Source organism: Novacetimonas cocois (genome assembly GCF_003311635.1).
GTDB classification, from domain to species: domain Bacteria; phylum Pseudomonadota; class Alphaproteobacteria; order Acetobacterales; family Acetobacteraceae; genus Novacetimonas; species Novacetimonas cocois.
Genome location: NZ_QEXL01000010.1, coordinates 138,873 through 154,309 on the forward strand (window position 1 = coordinate 138,873; position 15,437 = coordinate 154,309).

At 62.3% G+C, this 15,437-nt stretch carries 18 protein-coding genes; 12 read left to right on the forward strand and 6 right to left on the reverse strand.

Features of this window, described 5'->3' with window-relative positions:
* Positions 1–52: 52 nt before the first annotated feature.
* Positions 53–1,378, forward strand: a complete 1,326-nt coding sequence (locus NJLHNGOC_RS09105) for a retropepsin-like aspartic protease family protein (protein ID WP_133258719.1) — start codon at positions 53–55, stop codon at positions 1,376–1,378.
* A gap of 29 nt (positions 1,379–1,407) precedes the next feature.
* Here the strand turns inward: NJLHNGOC_RS09105 and NJLHNGOC_RS09110 are convergent, their stop codons facing one another.
* The 3 genes from NJLHNGOC_RS09110 to NJLHNGOC_RS09120 all read right to left on the reverse strand — a co-directional run bounded on the left by NJLHNGOC_RS09110 (position 1,408) and on the right by NJLHNGOC_RS09120 (position 4,436).
* On the reverse strand, positions 1,408–2,889 hold the full coding sequence (locus tag NJLHNGOC_RS09110) for an MFS transporter (RefSeq protein WP_206059749.1): 1,482 nt from the start codon (positions 2,887–2,889) through the stop codon (positions 1,408–1,410).
* Between the two features lie 52 nt (positions 2,890–2,941).
* Entirely contained in the window at positions 2,942–3,130 is a 189-nt protein-coding gene (locus NJLHNGOC_RS09115) for a hypothetical protein (RefSeq protein WP_110530159.1), read from the reverse strand.
* 118 nt (positions 3,131–3,248) lie between these two features.
* The gene (locus tag NJLHNGOC_RS09120) at positions 3,249–4,436 is read right to left on the reverse strand and encodes an aldose epimerase family protein (RefSeq protein ID WP_338045545.1); all 1,188 of its coding nucleotides are present in this window, start codon (positions 4,434–4,436) and stop codon (positions 3,249–3,251) included.
* A 130-nt stretch (positions 4,437–4,566) separates the two neighbouring features.
* Here NJLHNGOC_RS09120 and NJLHNGOC_RS09125 point away from each other — a divergent pair, with 130 nt between their 5' ends.
* The 7 genes from NJLHNGOC_RS09125 to NJLHNGOC_RS15685 all read left to right on the forward strand — a co-directional run bounded on the left by NJLHNGOC_RS09125 (position 4,567) and on the right by NJLHNGOC_RS15685 (position 8,529).
* Positions 4,567–4,776: a hypothetical protein gene (locus NJLHNGOC_RS09125; protein WP_206059756.1), complete on the forward strand. Its 210-nt coding sequence runs from the start codon at positions 4,567–4,569 to the stop codon at positions 4,774–4,776.
* Positions 4,777–4,822: 46 nt separating this feature from the next.
* The gene (locus NJLHNGOC_RS09130) at positions 4,823–5,965 is read left to right on the forward strand and encodes an O-fucosyltransferase family protein (protein ID WP_113596099.1); all 1,143 of its coding nucleotides are present in this window, start codon (positions 4,823–4,825) and stop codon (positions 5,963–5,965) included.
* Positions 5,966–6,196: 231 nt separating this feature from the next.
* Entirely contained in the window at positions 6,197–6,571 is a 375-nt protein-coding gene (locus tag NJLHNGOC_RS09135; protein WP_113596100.1) for a hypothetical protein, read from the forward strand.
* Positions 6,572–6,751: 180 nt separating this feature from the next.
* Positions 6,752–7,231, forward strand: coding sequence for a surface-adhesin E family protein (locus NJLHNGOC_RS09140; protein WP_239021436.1), 480 nt, complete (start codon positions 6,752–6,754; stop codon positions 7,229–7,231).
* A 120-nt stretch (positions 7,232–7,351) separates the two neighbouring features.
* Positions 7,352–7,720, forward strand: coding sequence for a hypothetical protein (locus NJLHNGOC_RS09145; RefSeq protein WP_113596101.1), 369 nt, complete (start codon positions 7,352–7,354; stop codon positions 7,718–7,720).
* Between the two features lie 253 nt (positions 7,721–7,973).
* Positions 7,974–8,237: a hypothetical protein gene (locus NJLHNGOC_RS09150; protein WP_113596102.1), complete on the forward strand. Its 264-nt coding sequence runs from the start codon at positions 7,974–7,976 to the stop codon at positions 8,235–8,237.
* The gene (locus NJLHNGOC_RS15685; RefSeq protein WP_133258720.1) at positions 8,215–8,529 is read left to right on the forward strand and encodes a hypothetical protein; all 315 of its coding nucleotides are present in this window, start codon (positions 8,215–8,217) and stop codon (positions 8,527–8,529) included. Before NJLHNGOC_RS09150 ends, NJLHNGOC_RS15685 begins: the two co-directional genes overlap by 23 nt.
* Here the strand turns inward: NJLHNGOC_RS15685 and NJLHNGOC_RS09155 are convergent.
* Together NJLHNGOC_RS09155 and NJLHNGOC_RS09160 are read right to left on the reverse strand one after the other, a co-directional pair.
* Complete coding sequence (locus tag NJLHNGOC_RS09155; protein WP_206059750.1) at positions 8,487–9,551, reverse strand: hypothetical protein; 1,065 nt, start codon at positions 9,549–9,551, stop codon at positions 8,487–8,489. The genes NJLHNGOC_RS15685 and NJLHNGOC_RS09155 overlap by 43 nt on opposite strands.
* Before the next feature lie 280 nt (positions 9,552–9,831).
* Positions 9,832–10,056 (reverse strand): hypothetical protein, encoded by a 225-nt coding sequence (locus NJLHNGOC_RS09160; RefSeq protein WP_133258721.1) that lies wholly within the window; start codon positions 10,054–10,056, stop codon positions 9,832–9,834.
* 284 nt (positions 10,057–10,340) lie between these two features.
* Between NJLHNGOC_RS09160 and NJLHNGOC_RS09165 the strand changes: the two genes are divergently transcribed.
* The 4 genes from NJLHNGOC_RS09165 to NJLHNGOC_RS16165 all read left to right on the forward strand — a co-directional run bounded on the left by NJLHNGOC_RS09165 (position 10,341) and on the right by NJLHNGOC_RS16165 (position 13,757).
* The gene (locus NJLHNGOC_RS09165; protein WP_113596104.1) at positions 10,341–10,973 is read left to right on the forward strand and encodes a hypothetical protein; all 633 of its coding nucleotides are present in this window, start codon (positions 10,341–10,343) and stop codon (positions 10,971–10,973) included.
* Positions 10,974–11,123: 150 nt separating this feature from the next.
* Positions 11,124–11,648 (forward strand): hypothetical protein, encoded by a 525-nt coding sequence (locus NJLHNGOC_RS09170; RefSeq protein ID WP_239021437.1) that lies wholly within the window; start codon positions 11,124–11,126, stop codon positions 11,646–11,648.
* 386 nt (positions 11,649–12,034) lie between these two features.
* Positions 12,035–12,934 carry an ApeA N-terminal domain 1-containing protein gene (locus NJLHNGOC_RS16160; protein WP_206059751.1) on the forward strand — a complete coding sequence of 300 codons (900 nt, stop codon included), beginning with the start codon at positions 12,035–12,037 and terminating at the stop codon, positions 12,932–12,934.
* Between the two features lie 64 nt (positions 12,935–12,998).
* Positions 12,999–13,757, forward strand: coding sequence for a HEPN domain-containing protein (locus NJLHNGOC_RS16165; RefSeq protein ID WP_206059752.1), 759 nt, complete (start codon positions 12,999–13,001; stop codon positions 13,755–13,757).
* Here NJLHNGOC_RS16165 and NJLHNGOC_RS09180 read toward each other — a convergent pair.
* A complete protein-coding gene (locus NJLHNGOC_RS09180; protein WP_113596134.1) occupies positions 13,754–15,106 on the reverse strand; it encodes an MFS transporter in 1,353 nt (450 codons plus the stop codon). The genes NJLHNGOC_RS16165 and NJLHNGOC_RS09180 overlap by 4 nt on opposite strands.
* Positions 15,107–15,437 lie beyond the last annotated feature (331 nt).

Genomic DNA, 15,437 nt, shown 5'->3' on the forward strand with positions numbered 1-15,437 from the left:
AACATTCTTTCTGTTTTACGAAAAGTTATTATTGCGATTCGGAGATTATGGCATGCGGTCGAAATGTGCAACCCGGTCCGCCCCGCCCATGCGCCTGATTGGCGGTCTGGCGGCGCTGGCGCTGCTTGCGGGGTGCGCGTCCGCCCGGCCGCCGCATCCGCGCGCCGTCACCGACGTGGCCGCCGTGATCGACGGCGCGGCGGCGGGCGATCCGGCGCCGCTGACCGGGGCATTGGTGCGGGCGCACGGGGCACAGGCCGCGCTGCTGCGCGCGCGGCTTGCGGCGTTGCGGCTGGACCGGGCGGGGGTGGAGCGTGCGCTTGATGCCTATTTCGCCGCGCATGACACGGACCCGCGGCGTCAGGCGATCGCATGGGCAACCCGTGGCGAGGCTGCCTTTGCCGCAGGTGATTACGCCGCCGCCGCCACCGCGATCGAGGCATGGCAGCGCCTGCCCCGCGCGGGATGGCATGCGGGGGAGGAGGCCAGCATGGCGCAGACCCTGACCATCGCGCGGCTGCTGCGGGCGCAACCGCGACAGGCCGTCATCGGCGGGACGCCCGGCACGGTTCCCACGTCCCGCGACAGGGTGGGGCTGGTGCGCGCGATGGTGCGCATCAATGGCGTGGCGCAGGATGCGGTGCTGGATACCGGCGCCAACCTGCCGGTCGTCGCGGCCTCCACCGCCGGGCGGCTGGGACTGCGGATCCTGGGCGGGGCCGGCAGCGTCGCCAGCGTGACCGCGCGTCAGGTCGCGACCCGCGTGGCGATTGCCGACCGGCTGGACATCGCGGGCGTCACGCTGGCGCATGTCGTGTTCCTGGTGATGGATGACGGTCAGCTCAGCTTTCCGGTCGCGGGGGGGTATCAGATCGGCGCGATCATCGGCTTTCCCGTGTTCCGCGCGCTTGGCCGCGTGCGGTTCGATAATGCGGGCGGCTTTGCGGCGGGGCGTGCGGCGGGACCGGCGCTGGATACGGACAACCTGCGCGTCAGCGGCAATGACCTTTATGTGCTGGCGCGGGTGGGTGGATTTGCCACGGCGCTGCACCTCGACACCGGGGCGGGTCGCAGCGGCCTGACCAGCCGGTTCGCCATGCTGCACCCGTTCGTCGCGACATTCCCGACAGGGGTGGACACGCTGATGGGCGCGGGGGGCGGGGCCGTCGTGCGGCACACCGCCATATGGAGGCAGGTGGCCATCACGATTGGCGCGCGGTCGCTGACGCTGCCGGAACTCGCCATTGCGACGGACGCGCCCAAGGGAGAGGACGAGGACAGGCTTGGCAATATCGGTCAGGACGTGCTGGGGGCGTTCGGTTCATACGCCATCGACTTCGACCGCATGGGCTTCGCGCTGGGGCCGCCACGGGAATGAGCGTGCGTCGCGGGACCGCGCGGGTGTGGTCAGCGCGACAGGTACAGCACCCGCGCCACGCTGGCGACGCATGCCAGCGGGCACAGGCTGAACACCGCGAACAGCCACCATGCCGCGCTGGCGGTGCCCGCGATCCCGCCGGGCGCGTCCAGCCCGGCGGCGTTCGCCACCAGCCCGGCCAGCGCGGCCGCCAGCGCGGTGCAGAACAGCTGCACCGTCGTCAGCGAGGTCGAGGCCAGGTCGCGCTGTCCCGCCGGGGCGATGCGCAGGACCCGGGTCAGCAGGTGCGGCCATGCCAGCCCGACGCCAAGGCCCACCATCACCAGCGCGGCACAGATGGGCGCGACATCCCGCCACCCTCCTGCCGCTGGCACCGGCAGCAGCGCCCACAGCATGCCCATGCCGATCAGCCCCAGCACGGGGGCCGCCATCATCGCGCGCGGCACGGCGCGCCCGTGCCGCCCCGCGCTGAGGATGGAGCCGACGGACCATCCCGCCGACATCGACGCGGCAAGGTATCCCGCCGTCAGCGGCGACTGGCGGTGCAGCACCTGCAGGAACAGGGGCACGAAAATCTCGCTTGTGGTGACGCTGACCGCCAGCAGGCCCATCGACAGGTACAGCGCGCAGAGCTGGCTGCGTGGCTGCAGCGCCCCTGCCGGCAGAAGCGGCTGTCGCCCCCGCCGTTCCAGCCACACCCACGGCACCATCAGCGCCACGAATGCCGCCAGCCCCACGGCTGCCGATCGCGCGTCATGGCTGATCCCCCCGGCCGAAAGCGCGAGCACCGCCGCCGCCATCAGCCCGACCTGCCCCAGCGCCAGTGTGGACGTCGTGGGCCGCGCCGCCGCGCGCCGGGGCAGGACGGCCATCGCCAGCAGCGCGAAGCCCGCCGCCACCGGCACCAGCGACCAGAACGCCCCGCGCCAGAAACGCGCCTGTGCGAACATGCCGCCCACGGCGGGGCCGATCAGGGTCGCGACCCCCCACATGGCCGACACCAGCCCCACCGCGCGCGACCACAGCGACGGGTCATAGACGATGCGGATCATGGCATAGGACAGCGCCAGCAGCAGGCCGCCGCCAAACCCCTGCACCGTGCGTCCCGCCAGCATGACCGGCATCGACCCCGCCAGGGCGCATGTCACAGCACCCACGGCAAAGATCGCCGCCCCCGCGCCATACGTCCCCCGCCCGCCATACAGCGCCAGCGCGCGCGACGACAGCGCGGCCCCGACGATGGACGCCGTGACGAACAGCGTCGTATTCCACGCGTAATATTCCAGCCCGCCGATATCATGCACGACAGAGGGCAGGATGGTGGCCGCGACATACACGTTCACCGCATGCAGCACGACGCCGCCCGCAAGGATCAGGGTGCGCAGGGCGTTCGCCCCGGTGAACAGGGCGCTCCACGCCGGGGCGGGCGGCGGGGCCGTCGCCGGTTCAGGCGCGTGCGCGTCCGGGGACATGTCGGGGTGCGTGTCGCGTGTGGTATCCGGCGCGTTCATCGGGCGTGTCCGTCCGGCGCATCCACCCGGCAGGCCCGCCGGGGATGGCGCCTTATGATCCCATGCCCGGACCGCCCGAACCGCCCGGCCCGTCGGACGGCGCGTCCTGTCCCGGCGATCCGGTCATGCCGCCCACGCCGCCGCTTTCGCTGGGATCGCTGGGGGGGCTGTGCGACGCGCATGCGCCCAGTCCCGCCAGCAGCATCATCGCGCACAGCGCGCGTGTCAGACCTGTCCACATCGCGAATATCCCTCATGCTCACGTTCTGGTGACGTTTTTAGTCAGGCATGGGCAAAAGAAAAAGATGTTCCGTGCGGATCTGTACTGAATACCGGCATGCGCGATGGATGCCCGCGGGTCAGTGGCCCTTGGCCTTCGTCACGCCAAAGCGGAAGATTGTCGTCTGGTCAAACGTTTCGCCGGGGCGGAGTTCCGTCGTCGGGAAGTCGGGATGGTTGGGGGAGTCGGGGAAATGCTCCGCCTCGAACGCGACGGCGTCGGTCTGGCGGTAGGCGCGTCCCGAAACGCCCGCATACCCCCCGTCGAGCGAGTTGGAGGTATAGACCTGCAGCCCCGGCTGCGTCGTCAGCACCTCCATCGTGCGGCCCGTGGCGGGATCGCTGATCTGTGCCGCAGGGCGGGGCGTGGTCCCGGCCTGTCCGTTGACGATCCAGTTATGGTCGTATCCGCGCGCGTACATCATCTGCGGGTCATTGTCGCGCAGGCGCTCGCCAATGCGGTGGGACGTGCGGAAATCCAGCGGCGTACCCGCCACGCTTGCGATCGGGCCAAGCGGGATGGAGGTCGCGTCCGTTGGGGTATAGGTATCGGCACTGATGCGCAGGATCTGGTTTTCCACGCTGCCGCTGCCTTCGCCGCCCAGGTTGAAATAGCTGTGGTTCGTCAGGTTCAGCACCGTCGGCCGGTCGGTCGTTGCGGTGTAATGCAGGCTGAGCGCGCTGGTATCATCCAGCCGGTACGTCACATGTACATGCAGCGTGCCGGGAAAGCCCTGGTCGCCATCGGGACTGACCAGCCCCAGCGTGACGCTGGTGCCATGATCGTCCTGCGTTTCGCCCTCGAACGTCCAGACCTGCTTGTCAAACCCCTTCCTGCCGCCATGCAGCGCATTGGGCGGCGCGGTGACCGCGATGTGATAGGTATGGCCGTCGAGCGTGAACGTCCCGCGCGCCAGCCGGTTGGCGTACCGCCCGATCATCGCGCCAAAGAACAGGCCGCCGCGCGCGCTGTCATGGGTATAGCCCCCAAGCGTGGAGAAGCCCAGCACCACGTCGGCAGCGTTGCCGTGGCGGTCCGGCGTTTCGATCGCGGTGATGATGCCGCCATAGGTCATGAACCGCACCGTCATGCCGTGCGCGTTGCGCAGGGTGTACTGTTCGACGGGCCGCCCGTCATCGGTCGTGCCAAAGGGGGCGCGTTCGAAACTGACGGCCGGGGCGGCCTGCGCAAGGGTGGCGCAGGTGATGCCCGCCACCGGCAGGAGGGCCGCCAGCGCCATGCGGACGGGACGGAGGGGATGGGACATGGGGCTGTTTCCTGCGCTTGTGCCTGGGATGCCTGTGCCTGCCGTGGGGCACGTCGGGGCGGGCCGATCATGCCGCCCTTCGCCGGGGCGGGCAACCATGACGGCCTGTAGGGCCGAACACATCATGGATATGAGCCACGCCGCCGTGGGGATGTGGGGATGTGGGGATGAAATGCCGCGCGCAGGCATCATGAGAAAGTTTTTGGTGAAGATTTTTTCAAAAAGCTTTGAAGGACGCAGGCTTTTTGAAAAAAGGCGGCATCCGAAAACTTCCATTCCCCTGATCGCCCTGTCAGGACCCGGCCGCCCCGTTTCCTGTTCGTTTACGGTTGCCGGCTAATCATCGATGCCGTTGCGCGACGGGGCGCAAGGATTTGGGATATCGCATGCTTGTTTCTTCCTATAACCAGATCGGCGGCGGCGGCATCAATAACCAGAAAATGGCCATCATGGGCGCCCTCATGAACGCGAGGGAGAAAGGCATCCCCTTTTCCGTCCCGCTCATTTCCGAAATGGACCAGGTCAACGGGAACTATGAAAAATACGGGTTTGACGTCCTGTTCCACAGGCAGGGCATCGAGGAGTTCTGCCGCAGGCATGCGATAGGGATGGTCGAATATGACGAAGGCAACGAATTCGACGAAAGTTATGAGGCGTTTTTCTGGAAAACCTTCCACATCCTTGAATCAGACCCGTTTTCAGGACCGGATGGGATGCGCGACATTTTCGTGGATCTCATCAACATCTTCATGCCGAAAATCTCGGGCTCCGACCTGTTCGCGCGGCTGTCGGAGGCCATAGGCAACAGGGTGGGGGAGGTCGCGTCCTGCCAGTTCAGGATCGAGCGGGACTGGATCGTCCACTGTCGCAACGAGTTGAGCAAGACGGCATCCGACTGCGACGAACTTTACGTCGGTTACGACGCCATACTGTATAAAATCAGGAATACATTTCCCGATCTCCGCAACCTGTTCATCTGCGTTGATGAACCGGCCATGCCGGTCGTCAAGGACGTGATAAAAAAACGGTCGGCCGAGTACGGGATCCATTCCATGTTCAAATCGGATTTTATCGGGCCGTCCGAATATGACGCGCTCAGGCCGAACGAAAGATCGCTTCTCGACATGGAACTGTGCATCAACCATTCCAGGTTCATCGGGAATACGAAATCAACATTTTCCAACATGGTGTCCGTGCAGAGGTTCTGCCGCAACGGAACCGACGACAGGGACCATATCTACAATCACAGGAGCATGTTCCTCAGACGGCGCCTCGACAGGGGTGTCTCCATCTCCGCGACGAACAGCGTGGCGTTCATGGATAATGAGGTCCTTTTCAGGAACGGCCTGATCCTGATCGACAGGGACACGAATGCCAGCCTGTTTGACATCCGGCCCGGAACGCGACTGGTTGCGCAGGACATTACGGACGGGGGCGACGTGCTCTGCCTGCGCAACATTTCCTTCAACGGCCGCGATTTCCATGACGGCGTTTTCGCGTGCGCGAAAGAAGACGTGGTCCGCCTGTAAAGGCGGCGGCGCAATCGGTACAGAACCCGGCGGCCCCTTGAGGCAGGCATCCGCGCAGACGTCCCCCGATGGCCGCGCGGTGCCGCGTCGCCCATGATGTTTCCCGCCCGGATTGCACGCGCCCGCGCGCCGGGGCCTGTCACTTGCGTCCCGCGCCCCATATATGAAGGGCGATCCGGGCCGTGGTGCGGCCTGGTGGCATGGGACCGGCGGCATGGGAAAGGCAGCGGCATGATCATTCAGGACTACAACTTCTTCTGCGACATGACGCCGGACATGCAGTACCTGCGCAACCGCGACCCGGTGGACAGCTTCATCGAACGCAACATGATCTTCGTCCTGCCCGACCGGCTGCGCCGCTTTCGCAAGAACCTCTATCACGTCCGGCGCAACGCGGGGCCAAGCCATGCCTATTCCCCGCTGTTCCGCGTCAACAGCCAGACGCGTTCCGACCCGGTGCCGGCGGGGTATGACGGGCCGTTCGACGTCTTTCCCTTTTACGCCAATGCCGCCCTGACGCGGACGCGGCACAAAGATTACTATGTCCTGTTCATCTTTCGCGACAAGATGTCGTGGACGCGCTTTCGCGACCTGTCGGGGACGTGACGGCCGGCCGCGTTTCCCCCGCCGCGTTTTCCCCGCCGCGTTTCCCCTGTCGCATTTCCCCTGCCGTCCGGCTGCGTTGCGGGACGGGGCCTATGCGAACCGGATGGGGTATGGGATATACAGCGCGGATGAATAAATGAGGCATGCCGCGTCATCACGCGCGCAGGGAGACAGCAGCGTATGAACGATCGTCTGGCACTGAGCATGGTGTCGATGTTGATGATGTCCACCGTCCCGGCCATCGCGGGGACGTCGTCTGCTGTCCCCGCTGTCCCCGTTTCGGTCGAAACCGCCGCCCCGGCCAGTCCGCGCGCCGGTGCTGCGGAACCGCCGCCGAACCTGCAGAAGCTGCCGCCATACCAGAACAAGGTGACGGAATATATCGACCGTTCCTCTGTCCGGATGCGCGGGACCCATGCCTCCGCCACGTTCGTGCAGGATTTCGATGACGAGATGATAAGCCACGGCCTGCCGTTCGCCTCCGTCCGGTTTTCGGTCCTGTACAACTGCGCCGCCAATACCTACCGCACCCTGTCCTATTCCACGTGGTCGGGGCATATGGGCCGGGGGCACAGGCTGGCGGACGGGCCGGTTCCGCGTGGGGAAATGACGGTCGATCCCTCGCTGGAGGACGGGCGGCGCATTGCGTGCGGCCCCTGATCCGGGTTACCCACAGATTGGTGGATAGGCATACGCGTAACCGTGTGGATAAGTCCGTCAGTAATGTGGAAAACGATGTGGGAACGGGGCGGCATCGCGCCGTGAAAGTGGGGAAAACACATGGATAGCAGAATCGTCGCCGCCCTTTCCGATGCCCTTGCCCCCGCGCCGGGCGCAGCACCCGCCGCCATCGCCACCAACGAGGCCGCCCGCCAGGCCCAGGCGCGCGAGGTGCTGGAACGGCTGGAACGCTCCGGATTTCAGGTCATCGCCTCCGACCCCGCCGCGACGCAGGCCCGCCAGGCGCTGGCGATGATCCGCCTTGGGGTGGGGGACCTTTTCTCGGACGAGGACCGGCGTCTCAAATACGCGTCGCTGTTTGTGCTGTTCGTGGTCCTGCTGCTGCTTTACCTGCAACCACTGGCTGTATTGTTCGGGCTTCTGGCGATCGGCGTGGTATTCTTTGTCATGTCGCTGACGCGGAAATAAAAAAGATCCGCCCTTTTATCAGGATGCGGATGGTAAAGGCGCGGATGCACGCCAGGGTTGCCTGACCATGCAACCGGGGGCCGAGGTTAAATTTTTTTAAATCCACCTTTGATACATATCAACGTATGGACGTCCCCTGTCCCTAGACTTGATGTGGGGACAGGGTGCAATCCTGTGTCTTTGTGGGAATGGCCCGTGCGTTCCGTCGCCCGGTTGCCGGTCTGTTGCCCTGCCCAGATGCGGAACCGGGTTGATGCCGATGACCGAGCACGCCAGGGATCGTGGACAGTCCAAGCCGTCACCTGACGCGGGGCTGTTTGACGATCCGATGCAATTTGCGTCCGATATGCTCAAGACCCTTGGGCCACAGGCGCTGGAGGTCGCGACGACCCGCGCGGGTTACTTCCTCAGCGTCGGGGATTTCCGTCGTGCCATCGCGTGGGTGCGCGTGCGCCGCGTTCTGCGCGGGTCGCTTGACGTCACGCCGCGTGCCGATGGCGGGGGCGACCTTCATTAAAAATCTGTTTCAAAACAATATTCTGATGGAGATGCGTAGGCGATTTCCAGATGTTGCCTGTTCCCGGAAGGCGACGTCTTTCGAAGCTTTTGCAAAAAGCTTCACCAAAAAACTTTCAGGATATTTGCCGGGCCGGTTTTTTCAGGCTGATGAAAGTGACAGAAGTTTTTGGGTGCCGCCTTTTTTCAAAAAGGCGGCGTCTGTCGGCGCACCCGGAAAAAGACCCGCCGGACCCTTTGCTGTACCTGATCAGGGATGGGTGGCGGCTGGCGCGGCGGTGGCCGGTGCCTGAGCCGGGGCGTTGGGATGGTCGTGGGGCATGATGTCGTCGCTGCCGGAGGAGCCGGAGACGATCTGCCACTGCGTGCGGTCATCCTGATACCGCGACAGGCACATGTCCAGCGCCTGATATTTCTCCAGCCGTTCCGGGTCGTTCGCCATGGCGATGCAGGCGGTCTTCAGGTCACTGTCATAACGACGCCACGAGGCGGACAGCGCGGCCTCGGTTTTCTGTTCCGAACCGACGCAGTCATTGCCGCTATCCTCCATCTCCACATGTTCATGCGCACAGTTCTGCGCGATCGCGAAATGTGGCAGGGAAACGGGACGCCCGTGCAGCGTGTCATAGGGATGATGCGCCAGCTGTTCGATATCCGGCGGCGGCGCCGCGTTGGCGGGCGTCGCGGCGGGGCCAAGTGGCGGCGGCATCCACAGGGCATGGGCGGTGGCGAAATTGCCCAGCTGCGACAGGGCGCTGGCCGCCCCGACCAGCGAGAATGGCACCGCGTCATGTTCCAGCGGCACAAGGTTGCCGGTGGTGACGCCCTGCAGCTGCTGCATCAGGTCGGCCACGGCGCCGGGCGTCATGTCGCCGCCCGCCGTGTCCCACTTCCGCCCGCTGGAGAAGATCTGCAGCACCAGTTCGAACTTGCCGATCACGACGCCGGCGGTCCGCACGCCCGACGGGTTTTTGTAACGGTGATGCAGGACATGCACCGCCATCCCCAGCGAGCCGGAGGTGGAGGAGCGGTAGAAGATGATTTCAAGGTCTTTCTGGCGGGAGATGATCATCGGCTGGCCCTGCGCCCCGTCGGGCGAAAACGACCATCCCGCGTCCTGTGTCGCGACGGCGGAGGGGCTTGCGGACTGCGCCTGCGCGCGCGGCACGGCGACACCGTGCGGGCCGGATGCCGCAATTCCCAGGGTTACGCCAACGGTCAGGGCCGCGACAGATAAAATGCGCATCCTGACCAGTGTCCCCCGCGTGATGATCGTGTTGTGGCCATGCCAGCATCCCGCTGGTTTCGCGGGCATGATACCCCGCCGCCCGCCATGCCTCAATGGGGGTGGGGCGCGGACGCGTCATGGCAAGGCCGCGCGGGACGCTGCCCCTGGCCCCTGATGTCATGGGGCGCAGGGGGCTGTGGTTCCTGCCCGCGTATAACGGTGATTTGGTTGGGGATCATGGACAGGGACGCTGCCCCTGAACCCCGCCAAAGGTCGCGGACCTCTGGAAAGCATGGATTTCAGGGGACTGATGCGGGCCGCCGGTCGCAGATAACCTGTCCCGTGCCGGGACAGGGGACGCGGGCGATCAGTGACGCACGCCGGAGCGCGGGCCCGTTTCCGTATCGGTGAGGTTGTTGATGGAATTGTGCACCCGCGCCCACATCACGGCCATTTCCAGGTCGCCGACGCTGAAACACATCCCCGAACGCAGCCCCGCAATGCCGGAGGCCTTTTCCCCGAACAGGCGGATCATGGAGGCCGCATGCGCCACGGGATCGTGGATTGAAAAATCTTGTTTAATATTTTTCATCGCCCTGTTCATGGCAAAAGATCATGACCGAAATACGTTCACAATATGGCGGTCTTGCGTTGCCCCGTTTATCCACAGGCCAATGACATGGCGGACGACGTCCATCATAAACGTGTAATGTTTCGTGACCTATAAAACATGTGCAGGATGCAGGCTATCTCTGGTATGCCCTTTTTCCGTCAAGATAAAGTGACAATGTATGTCACGACGGCGCGGTGGGGGGCCGCAGGCTCCTGCTGTCAATGTCCGCGCGTCATGGACCGCAATCACGGGATTGTTACGAAGTGAAGATACATACAGGCTTTCTCGCAGGGGTTGTTGCTCTGTCCATGCTGCCGGCGGTCGCGTCGGCGCAGGAGGCGGGGCAGCTTCAGGACAGCACCCAGTGGACGCAGGCCCCCGCCGGCGCGCGGCAGGCCCTCGCCACGCCACAGCAGCAGGCCGCGCCCCCGGCCATGACCATCGACGAACGGCATGACGGATGGGTGGCCATCCATCATTCCCCCGATCATGGGCTGCATACCGACCTGTGCATCGCAGGCGCGGAAAACGAGGTGCTGATGGTCCGCGCCGACGCGGATTCCCTCCAGCTGCGCAGCGCGGATGACCACTGGACCCTGACGCCGGGGTCAAAGGGCGACATGACGGTGCGCATCGGCGCGTACCAGCATGTCTTTCACATGCAGGCCAACGACGCGACCACCCTGTCGGTGGACCTGAAGCCAAAAGAAATGGCCGCGCTGCTGGACGGGATGGAACAGGGGCAGAATGCCTCGGTCCAATATGGGTCGCGCACGGTGGTCAACATGGACCTGACCGGCAGCGCGCCGGTGCTGGACCGTTTCCGTGGATGCGCGGAAACCAACCACTTCGCCGACCTTGGCCGTGCCCCGGACGCGCGCGCGACGCCGTTCTGACGGCGCGCCCGCCTGACGTCTCGCGCGCCGCGATGGGGTGGCGCGCGGTCAGCGCATGACAGCTCGCCCGTCGTCCCGTGGTGACAATGCGGATGGGATGGGAAAAAATCCCGCCCATCATTGCATCGACCCCCACGGAGGACAGACAAGGTGAATCGACTGTTTCATGGGCGCGCATGGCGTGTGGCGGGCGTCGCACCGGCGCTGTGCGCGGGCTGGATGACGCTTGCGGACGTGGCCCATGCCACCAGCCCCCGCCATGCCGCCGCCCCCACCCCCGCCACGGTGCCGGTCATGGACGTGCCCACCCTGCTGTCGCAGGGGCCGTCGCTGGTGGGCAGGCGCGTGACGCTGACCTGTTACATCGCATCGGCCAGTTCGGGCGGCGCGGCCTGTTCGGCCTTTCGCATCGATGACCTGCCCGATCACGTGAACTGGAACGGCAGCGTGCCGCTGGATGGCGCATCGATGGAGGGCGCGTCGCTGGACAGGGCGCAGCAGATGTGCGGCGACACCGGCATGCACCCGCAGTGCAAGGCCGAGGTGACGGGCATCGTCTATGACCCGTTCGGCGACATGGGCGTGCAGGGGAAGCGCAATTTCGAACTGCGCGACGCGCGCATCCACTGGCTGGCCCTGCCGGAAAAGACCACCCGGACCACCCGCCACCGCTGATCCCCCCCCTTCTGGCAGGGATGTGCCGGGCCGGGCCGGTTCATTCCTGCGGTCCGGGTGTCCCCGACGGATGCCGCGTTTATGACTGTTGCGGGCCATTATGCCTGCACAGACTGACACATATACTGGTGCGAATGGGCAGCTTGTTGGCAGGTTCTTGGCAGAGCCGTATCTGGAATCTGCGCCTGGATATGCAGTCGGCATCTGGTGTCTTAAGCACATCGTGCCGTTGCTCTGGGCGGCAATTTGACCATTGCATGTTGCCGCATGAAAGCAGCATAGTAATTCCGATTTCAAAACGTTTAAATTGCTATCATGAATTCCCCCGAGGATCTGGATCAACTTAATTCCCAACATGGAAAAGTAATTCTCAGTGAGGATACTGCGTGCCTAAAACTGATTATATTCCAGAACAGAAGCAATTTAATGTCGAATTATATCATGATCAACTCGGACGACTAGGATCTGGGGTCCTGTATTTCGGAGGCAATCAATGGGCTTATGTCGCTCTCGAGATCTTGGACAAATCCCAAGAATTAAGCAGGAACGACGCAAAATTTGATCTCGTCAAGGCAATAACCGACCAAGGAACTACGTTTTGTCTTTGTGATTGCAAGGTTGACGTCAATAATCTTTATGCAGATTATGTAATCAATGGCGACCTGAACGAGGCAACGTTTGATACAATTTCGGTGCGCTACAGTGAGGTATCGGAGTGGTTTCTCCGCTGGCGGGTGATTGATGGCTCGGTTGGTGAAACGCTCAGCTGGCAAAAAATGCCGAATGATATCAATGTCAGCGTCAAAACAGATGAAGAACAGTTCGATTTACGAAGCAAGTATTATGGCTCTCGTGGCCAGCGGGGTGAAGATCTTGTGCTGAATGAGCATGTGGTGTTCATTTTTTCAGCAAAGGAAAATCGGTTCAGCCTCGCGGATGTGAAGGCAAAGAGCCATGAACTTTCATGCTTGCTTTCCATTCTTCTTGCCTATCCAGTTACAATTGCAAACGTCGTTGTTTCGCAGGGAACCAGTTATCCCTGTCGCGTCCATTTCCCCACGTTTGAACGCCCGGAGCGTGCCAAAGATAACAATGCTTTCTGGGCTTCATGTTTTATCCAGCAACCGGATCTGGCAACCGGATCTGGACGGACGGTGGCAGTCGATCTTCGATCACTACTACCGATCCAGGTACAGAAAGGTATGTTGGGTACGTCTGGCGGGCATGCAGAGATACGAAGGATTCTGGGAGTACAAGGTACTCGGATATTTCAGTCTTTTGGATAGATACCTGAGCATCGGGTTTAATGGAGTAAAGTCATCTGAACCTCAGCCACCTTCTGGGAGGAAGATGAAGAAATTCCGCCAAAATCTTATGAGCGAACTGCCGGTCATATCCGCTGAGGAGCGAGAGAAAGTCGTTGAGATTGCCAGAAAAGCATTCGGGTCGGATGACTTCAGTTTCGAAAGAAAGTATAAAATAGCCACTTTAAATGCCGATGATGATATAATGAAAATCATCAATCTGTCGGATGACGATTTCACACTGACCAAGAAGGTTCGTAATAAAATCGCGCATGGGGATGATCCCGGCTTAAAACAGGAACAGTTTCCTGTCGTAATGCGTGCTGTGTCAAAGATTGCGCTACTCCTGACCTACTGGTCATTCTTGGATTTCGGGTTTACGACACACGAATTCATCACGTATTTGGAAAAGACGCATAGCAAACTCGCGCGTCATGCCATAATCAATAAAGCTTATATGGCGCGCGTTACAGGAAGCGCTGAATTTCTTCCAGTGACGAAAGAAATTCTCCAGTTGTTTCAGGAAAAAAAAGTTTCAGGGGTTTATGGTTGTTGGGTCGAGGATAAAGCTGGAAAATTGACGTTTTCAAAATATTTCACCAAGAAATATCGTGATTGGATGCATGACTCAACCAAGACGTCAAACAGACATGATCCAGAAAAAATATTCGGTATTTGTAAGGATAAGGCCCGTCTTATTGGGCGCGGTTACTTTGAATGCGGTGATGAATATCAGGAATTTCATCATAGCTGGATTATCAGGCAGACTGATCCTGCCCCCAATATGCCCCCAGTTCCGAGTTAGGTTCTCTCGGTTGCCGGATGCCTCGCCGGCGTACCGGGCGAAAGCCTCTCCCGCCACGCCAGAAGGCACAGGGCCTGCATGCATACCGCCCCCAGCGGCAGCCACACAAATCCGGCCGTAATCCAGAATGACAGATCCGGTGGCTGCGCAACCCCGTCCCCGCCCTCGACATAATGGCCCTGCGACAGGAACTGCGCCAGGACGAAGCCGGTCAGGCCCATCGCCAGCTTCGTGACCCATGTGTTGATCGAATACGCCAGACCCGCCGACCCGGTCGAGGTCCGCGGATCGCCATCATCCACGGCGTCCGCCAGCAGGGTGTAATACAGCGGGGACATCACGCCCTGCGCCAGCGCCAGCAGGGCCACGGACAGGAAAAACCCTGTCATGGACGCCCCCGCCACGGCCATCGCCAGATAGGCCGCGCCCTGCGCGATCAGGCACATGATCCCGCTGCGGACGGTTCCCACGCGTCTTGCCAGCGGCAGGCACGCGGGCACGCCCGCGAACAGCAGGACGGTGATGAAGGTAATGATATTGGCGCCAAGCTGCTCCGTCCCCCCAAGGACGATGCGGGCATAATACAGGGCAAACCCGAACAGGGCCGCCTGCCCCACGAAATAGAAGAATGAGAGCAGGTTGCTCAGCACCCATTGCCGGTTCCCGAAAAGATTTCGCAGCGTGACCACAAGGTCCTGCCGCACGGGGGCCGGCGGGTGCCGCACGGTGCAGCCGCGCGCCACGCACAGCCACAGGATGCTGCCCAGAACCGACAGGACCAGCACATAGACCGCCATGCCATACCGGTGCTGCGCCGCGCTTTCCCCGCCACCCAGCCACGTGATGGCGGGAATGGTCAGCAGCGCCACAAGCAGCGATCCGGCCTGGCACCCCATCATGCGGAACGCGTTCAGGCCAACGCGTCCGGTGGCGGAACGGCTGATCATGACCGCCAGCGCGCCATAGGGCGTATTGATGCAGGAATAGATTGCGCCGAACACGATATAGGTCGCGCCTGCCCACACGACTTTCCCCGCAGGCGAAAGCGGCAGGGCCAGAAAGCACAGGAAACCCGTGATGCCAAAGGGAATGGCAAGCGCGCGGATCAGGCGCGGCACGATCAGCCCGCCGACCCGGTCAACAGCATAGCCGATGGCCGGATCGCAGAAGGCATCCACGACACGCGCCACCAGCAGTATCCACGACACGGCAGCCAGCGGCAGGCCATATATGTCCGTGTAATAATACATCAGGTAGGAGGACGTCATGCCCCACATCATGTTGGAGGCAGCATCGCCACAGCCGTAGGCCGTCTTTTCTTTCACGGAAAGCGCCTGCCCGTTCCCCATCATGCCTGCCCTGAAATCGTGGATCACGCCGTACGCTATCATGTGGGCATGAAACGACAAGCCGGGGCGGACGCTATCGCCCCACTGTCGTGACCATTTCCGTTTTAATGAATAATGTCGCAGTGTCTTTCCGTCTCAGATGAGGAGATTTCGGTCAGCCAGCGTCAATCCCAACGTTATGATAGCGTGCAAAAACGTCTAAATAATTCCAGTTGGCAGGCATTTTTGATTTTAGTCCTGCAGCGTCGAGCCGGGTATTTTCTTCATGGGTGAGAAGGCCTAGGCTCAGGACTCATTCTTTGAGATAGAAGATGAAGCTTGCTGCGATGTG

Bases quoted from the DNA above. Each gene is read 5' to 3' on its own strand.
- NJLHNGOC_RS16165 (WP_206059752.1), top strand. From the start codon at position 12,999: ATGAAGAAATTCCGCCAAAATCTTATGAGCGAACTGCCGGTCATATCC.
- NJLHNGOC_RS09120 (WP_338045545.1), bottom strand. From the start codon at position 4,436: ATGTCCCATCCCCTCCGTCCCGTCCGCATGGCGCTGGCGGCCCTCCTG.
- NJLHNGOC_RS15685 (WP_133258720.1), top strand. From the start codon at position 8,215: ATGGCGGGGGCGACCTTCATTAAAAATCTGTTTCAAAACAATATTCTG.
- NJLHNGOC_RS09155 (WP_206059750.1), bottom strand. From the start codon at position 9,551: ATGCCCGCGAAACCAGCGGGATGCTGGCATGGCCACAACACGATCATC.
- NJLHNGOC_RS09180 (WP_113596134.1), bottom strand. From the start codon at position 15,106: ATGGGGAACGGGCAGGCGCTTTCCGTGAAAGAAAAGACGGCCTACGGC.
- NJLHNGOC_RS09115 (WP_110530159.1), bottom strand. From the start codon at position 3,130: ATGTGGACAGGTCTGACACGCGCGCTGTGCGCGATGATGCTGCTGGCG.
- NJLHNGOC_RS09140 (WP_239021436.1), top strand. From the start codon at position 6,752: ATGAACGATCGTCTGGCACTGAGCATGGTGTCGATGTTGATGATGTCC.
- NJLHNGOC_RS09145 (WP_113596101.1), top strand. From the start codon at position 7,352: ATGGATAGCAGAATCGTCGCCGCCCTTTCCGATGCCCTTGCCCCCGCG.
- NJLHNGOC_RS09110 (WP_206059749.1), bottom strand. From the start codon at position 2,889: ATGAACGCGCCGGATACCACACGCGACACGCACCCCGACATGTCCCCG.
- NJLHNGOC_RS09105 (WP_133258719.1), top strand. From the start codon at position 53: ATGCGGTCGAAATGTGCAACCCGGTCCGCCCCGCCCATGCGCCTGATT.
- NJLHNGOC_RS09125 (WP_206059756.1), top strand. From the start codon at position 4,567: ATGAGCCACGCCGCCGTGGGGATGTGGGGATGTGGGGATGAAATGCCG.
- NJLHNGOC_RS09150 (WP_113596102.1), top strand. From the start codon at position 7,974: ATGCCGATGACCGAGCACGCCAGGGATCGTGGACAGTCCAAGCCGTCA.
- NJLHNGOC_RS09135 (WP_113596100.1), top strand. From the start codon at position 6,197: ATGATCATTCAGGACTACAACTTCTTCTGCGACATGACGCCGGACATG.
- NJLHNGOC_RS09160 (WP_133258721.1), bottom strand. From the start codon at position 10,056: ATGAAAAATATTAAACAAGATTTTTCAATCCACGATCCCGTGGCGCAT.
- NJLHNGOC_RS09130 (WP_113596099.1), top strand. From the start codon at position 4,823: ATGCTTGTTTCTTCCTATAACCAGATCGGCGGCGGCGGCATCAATAAC.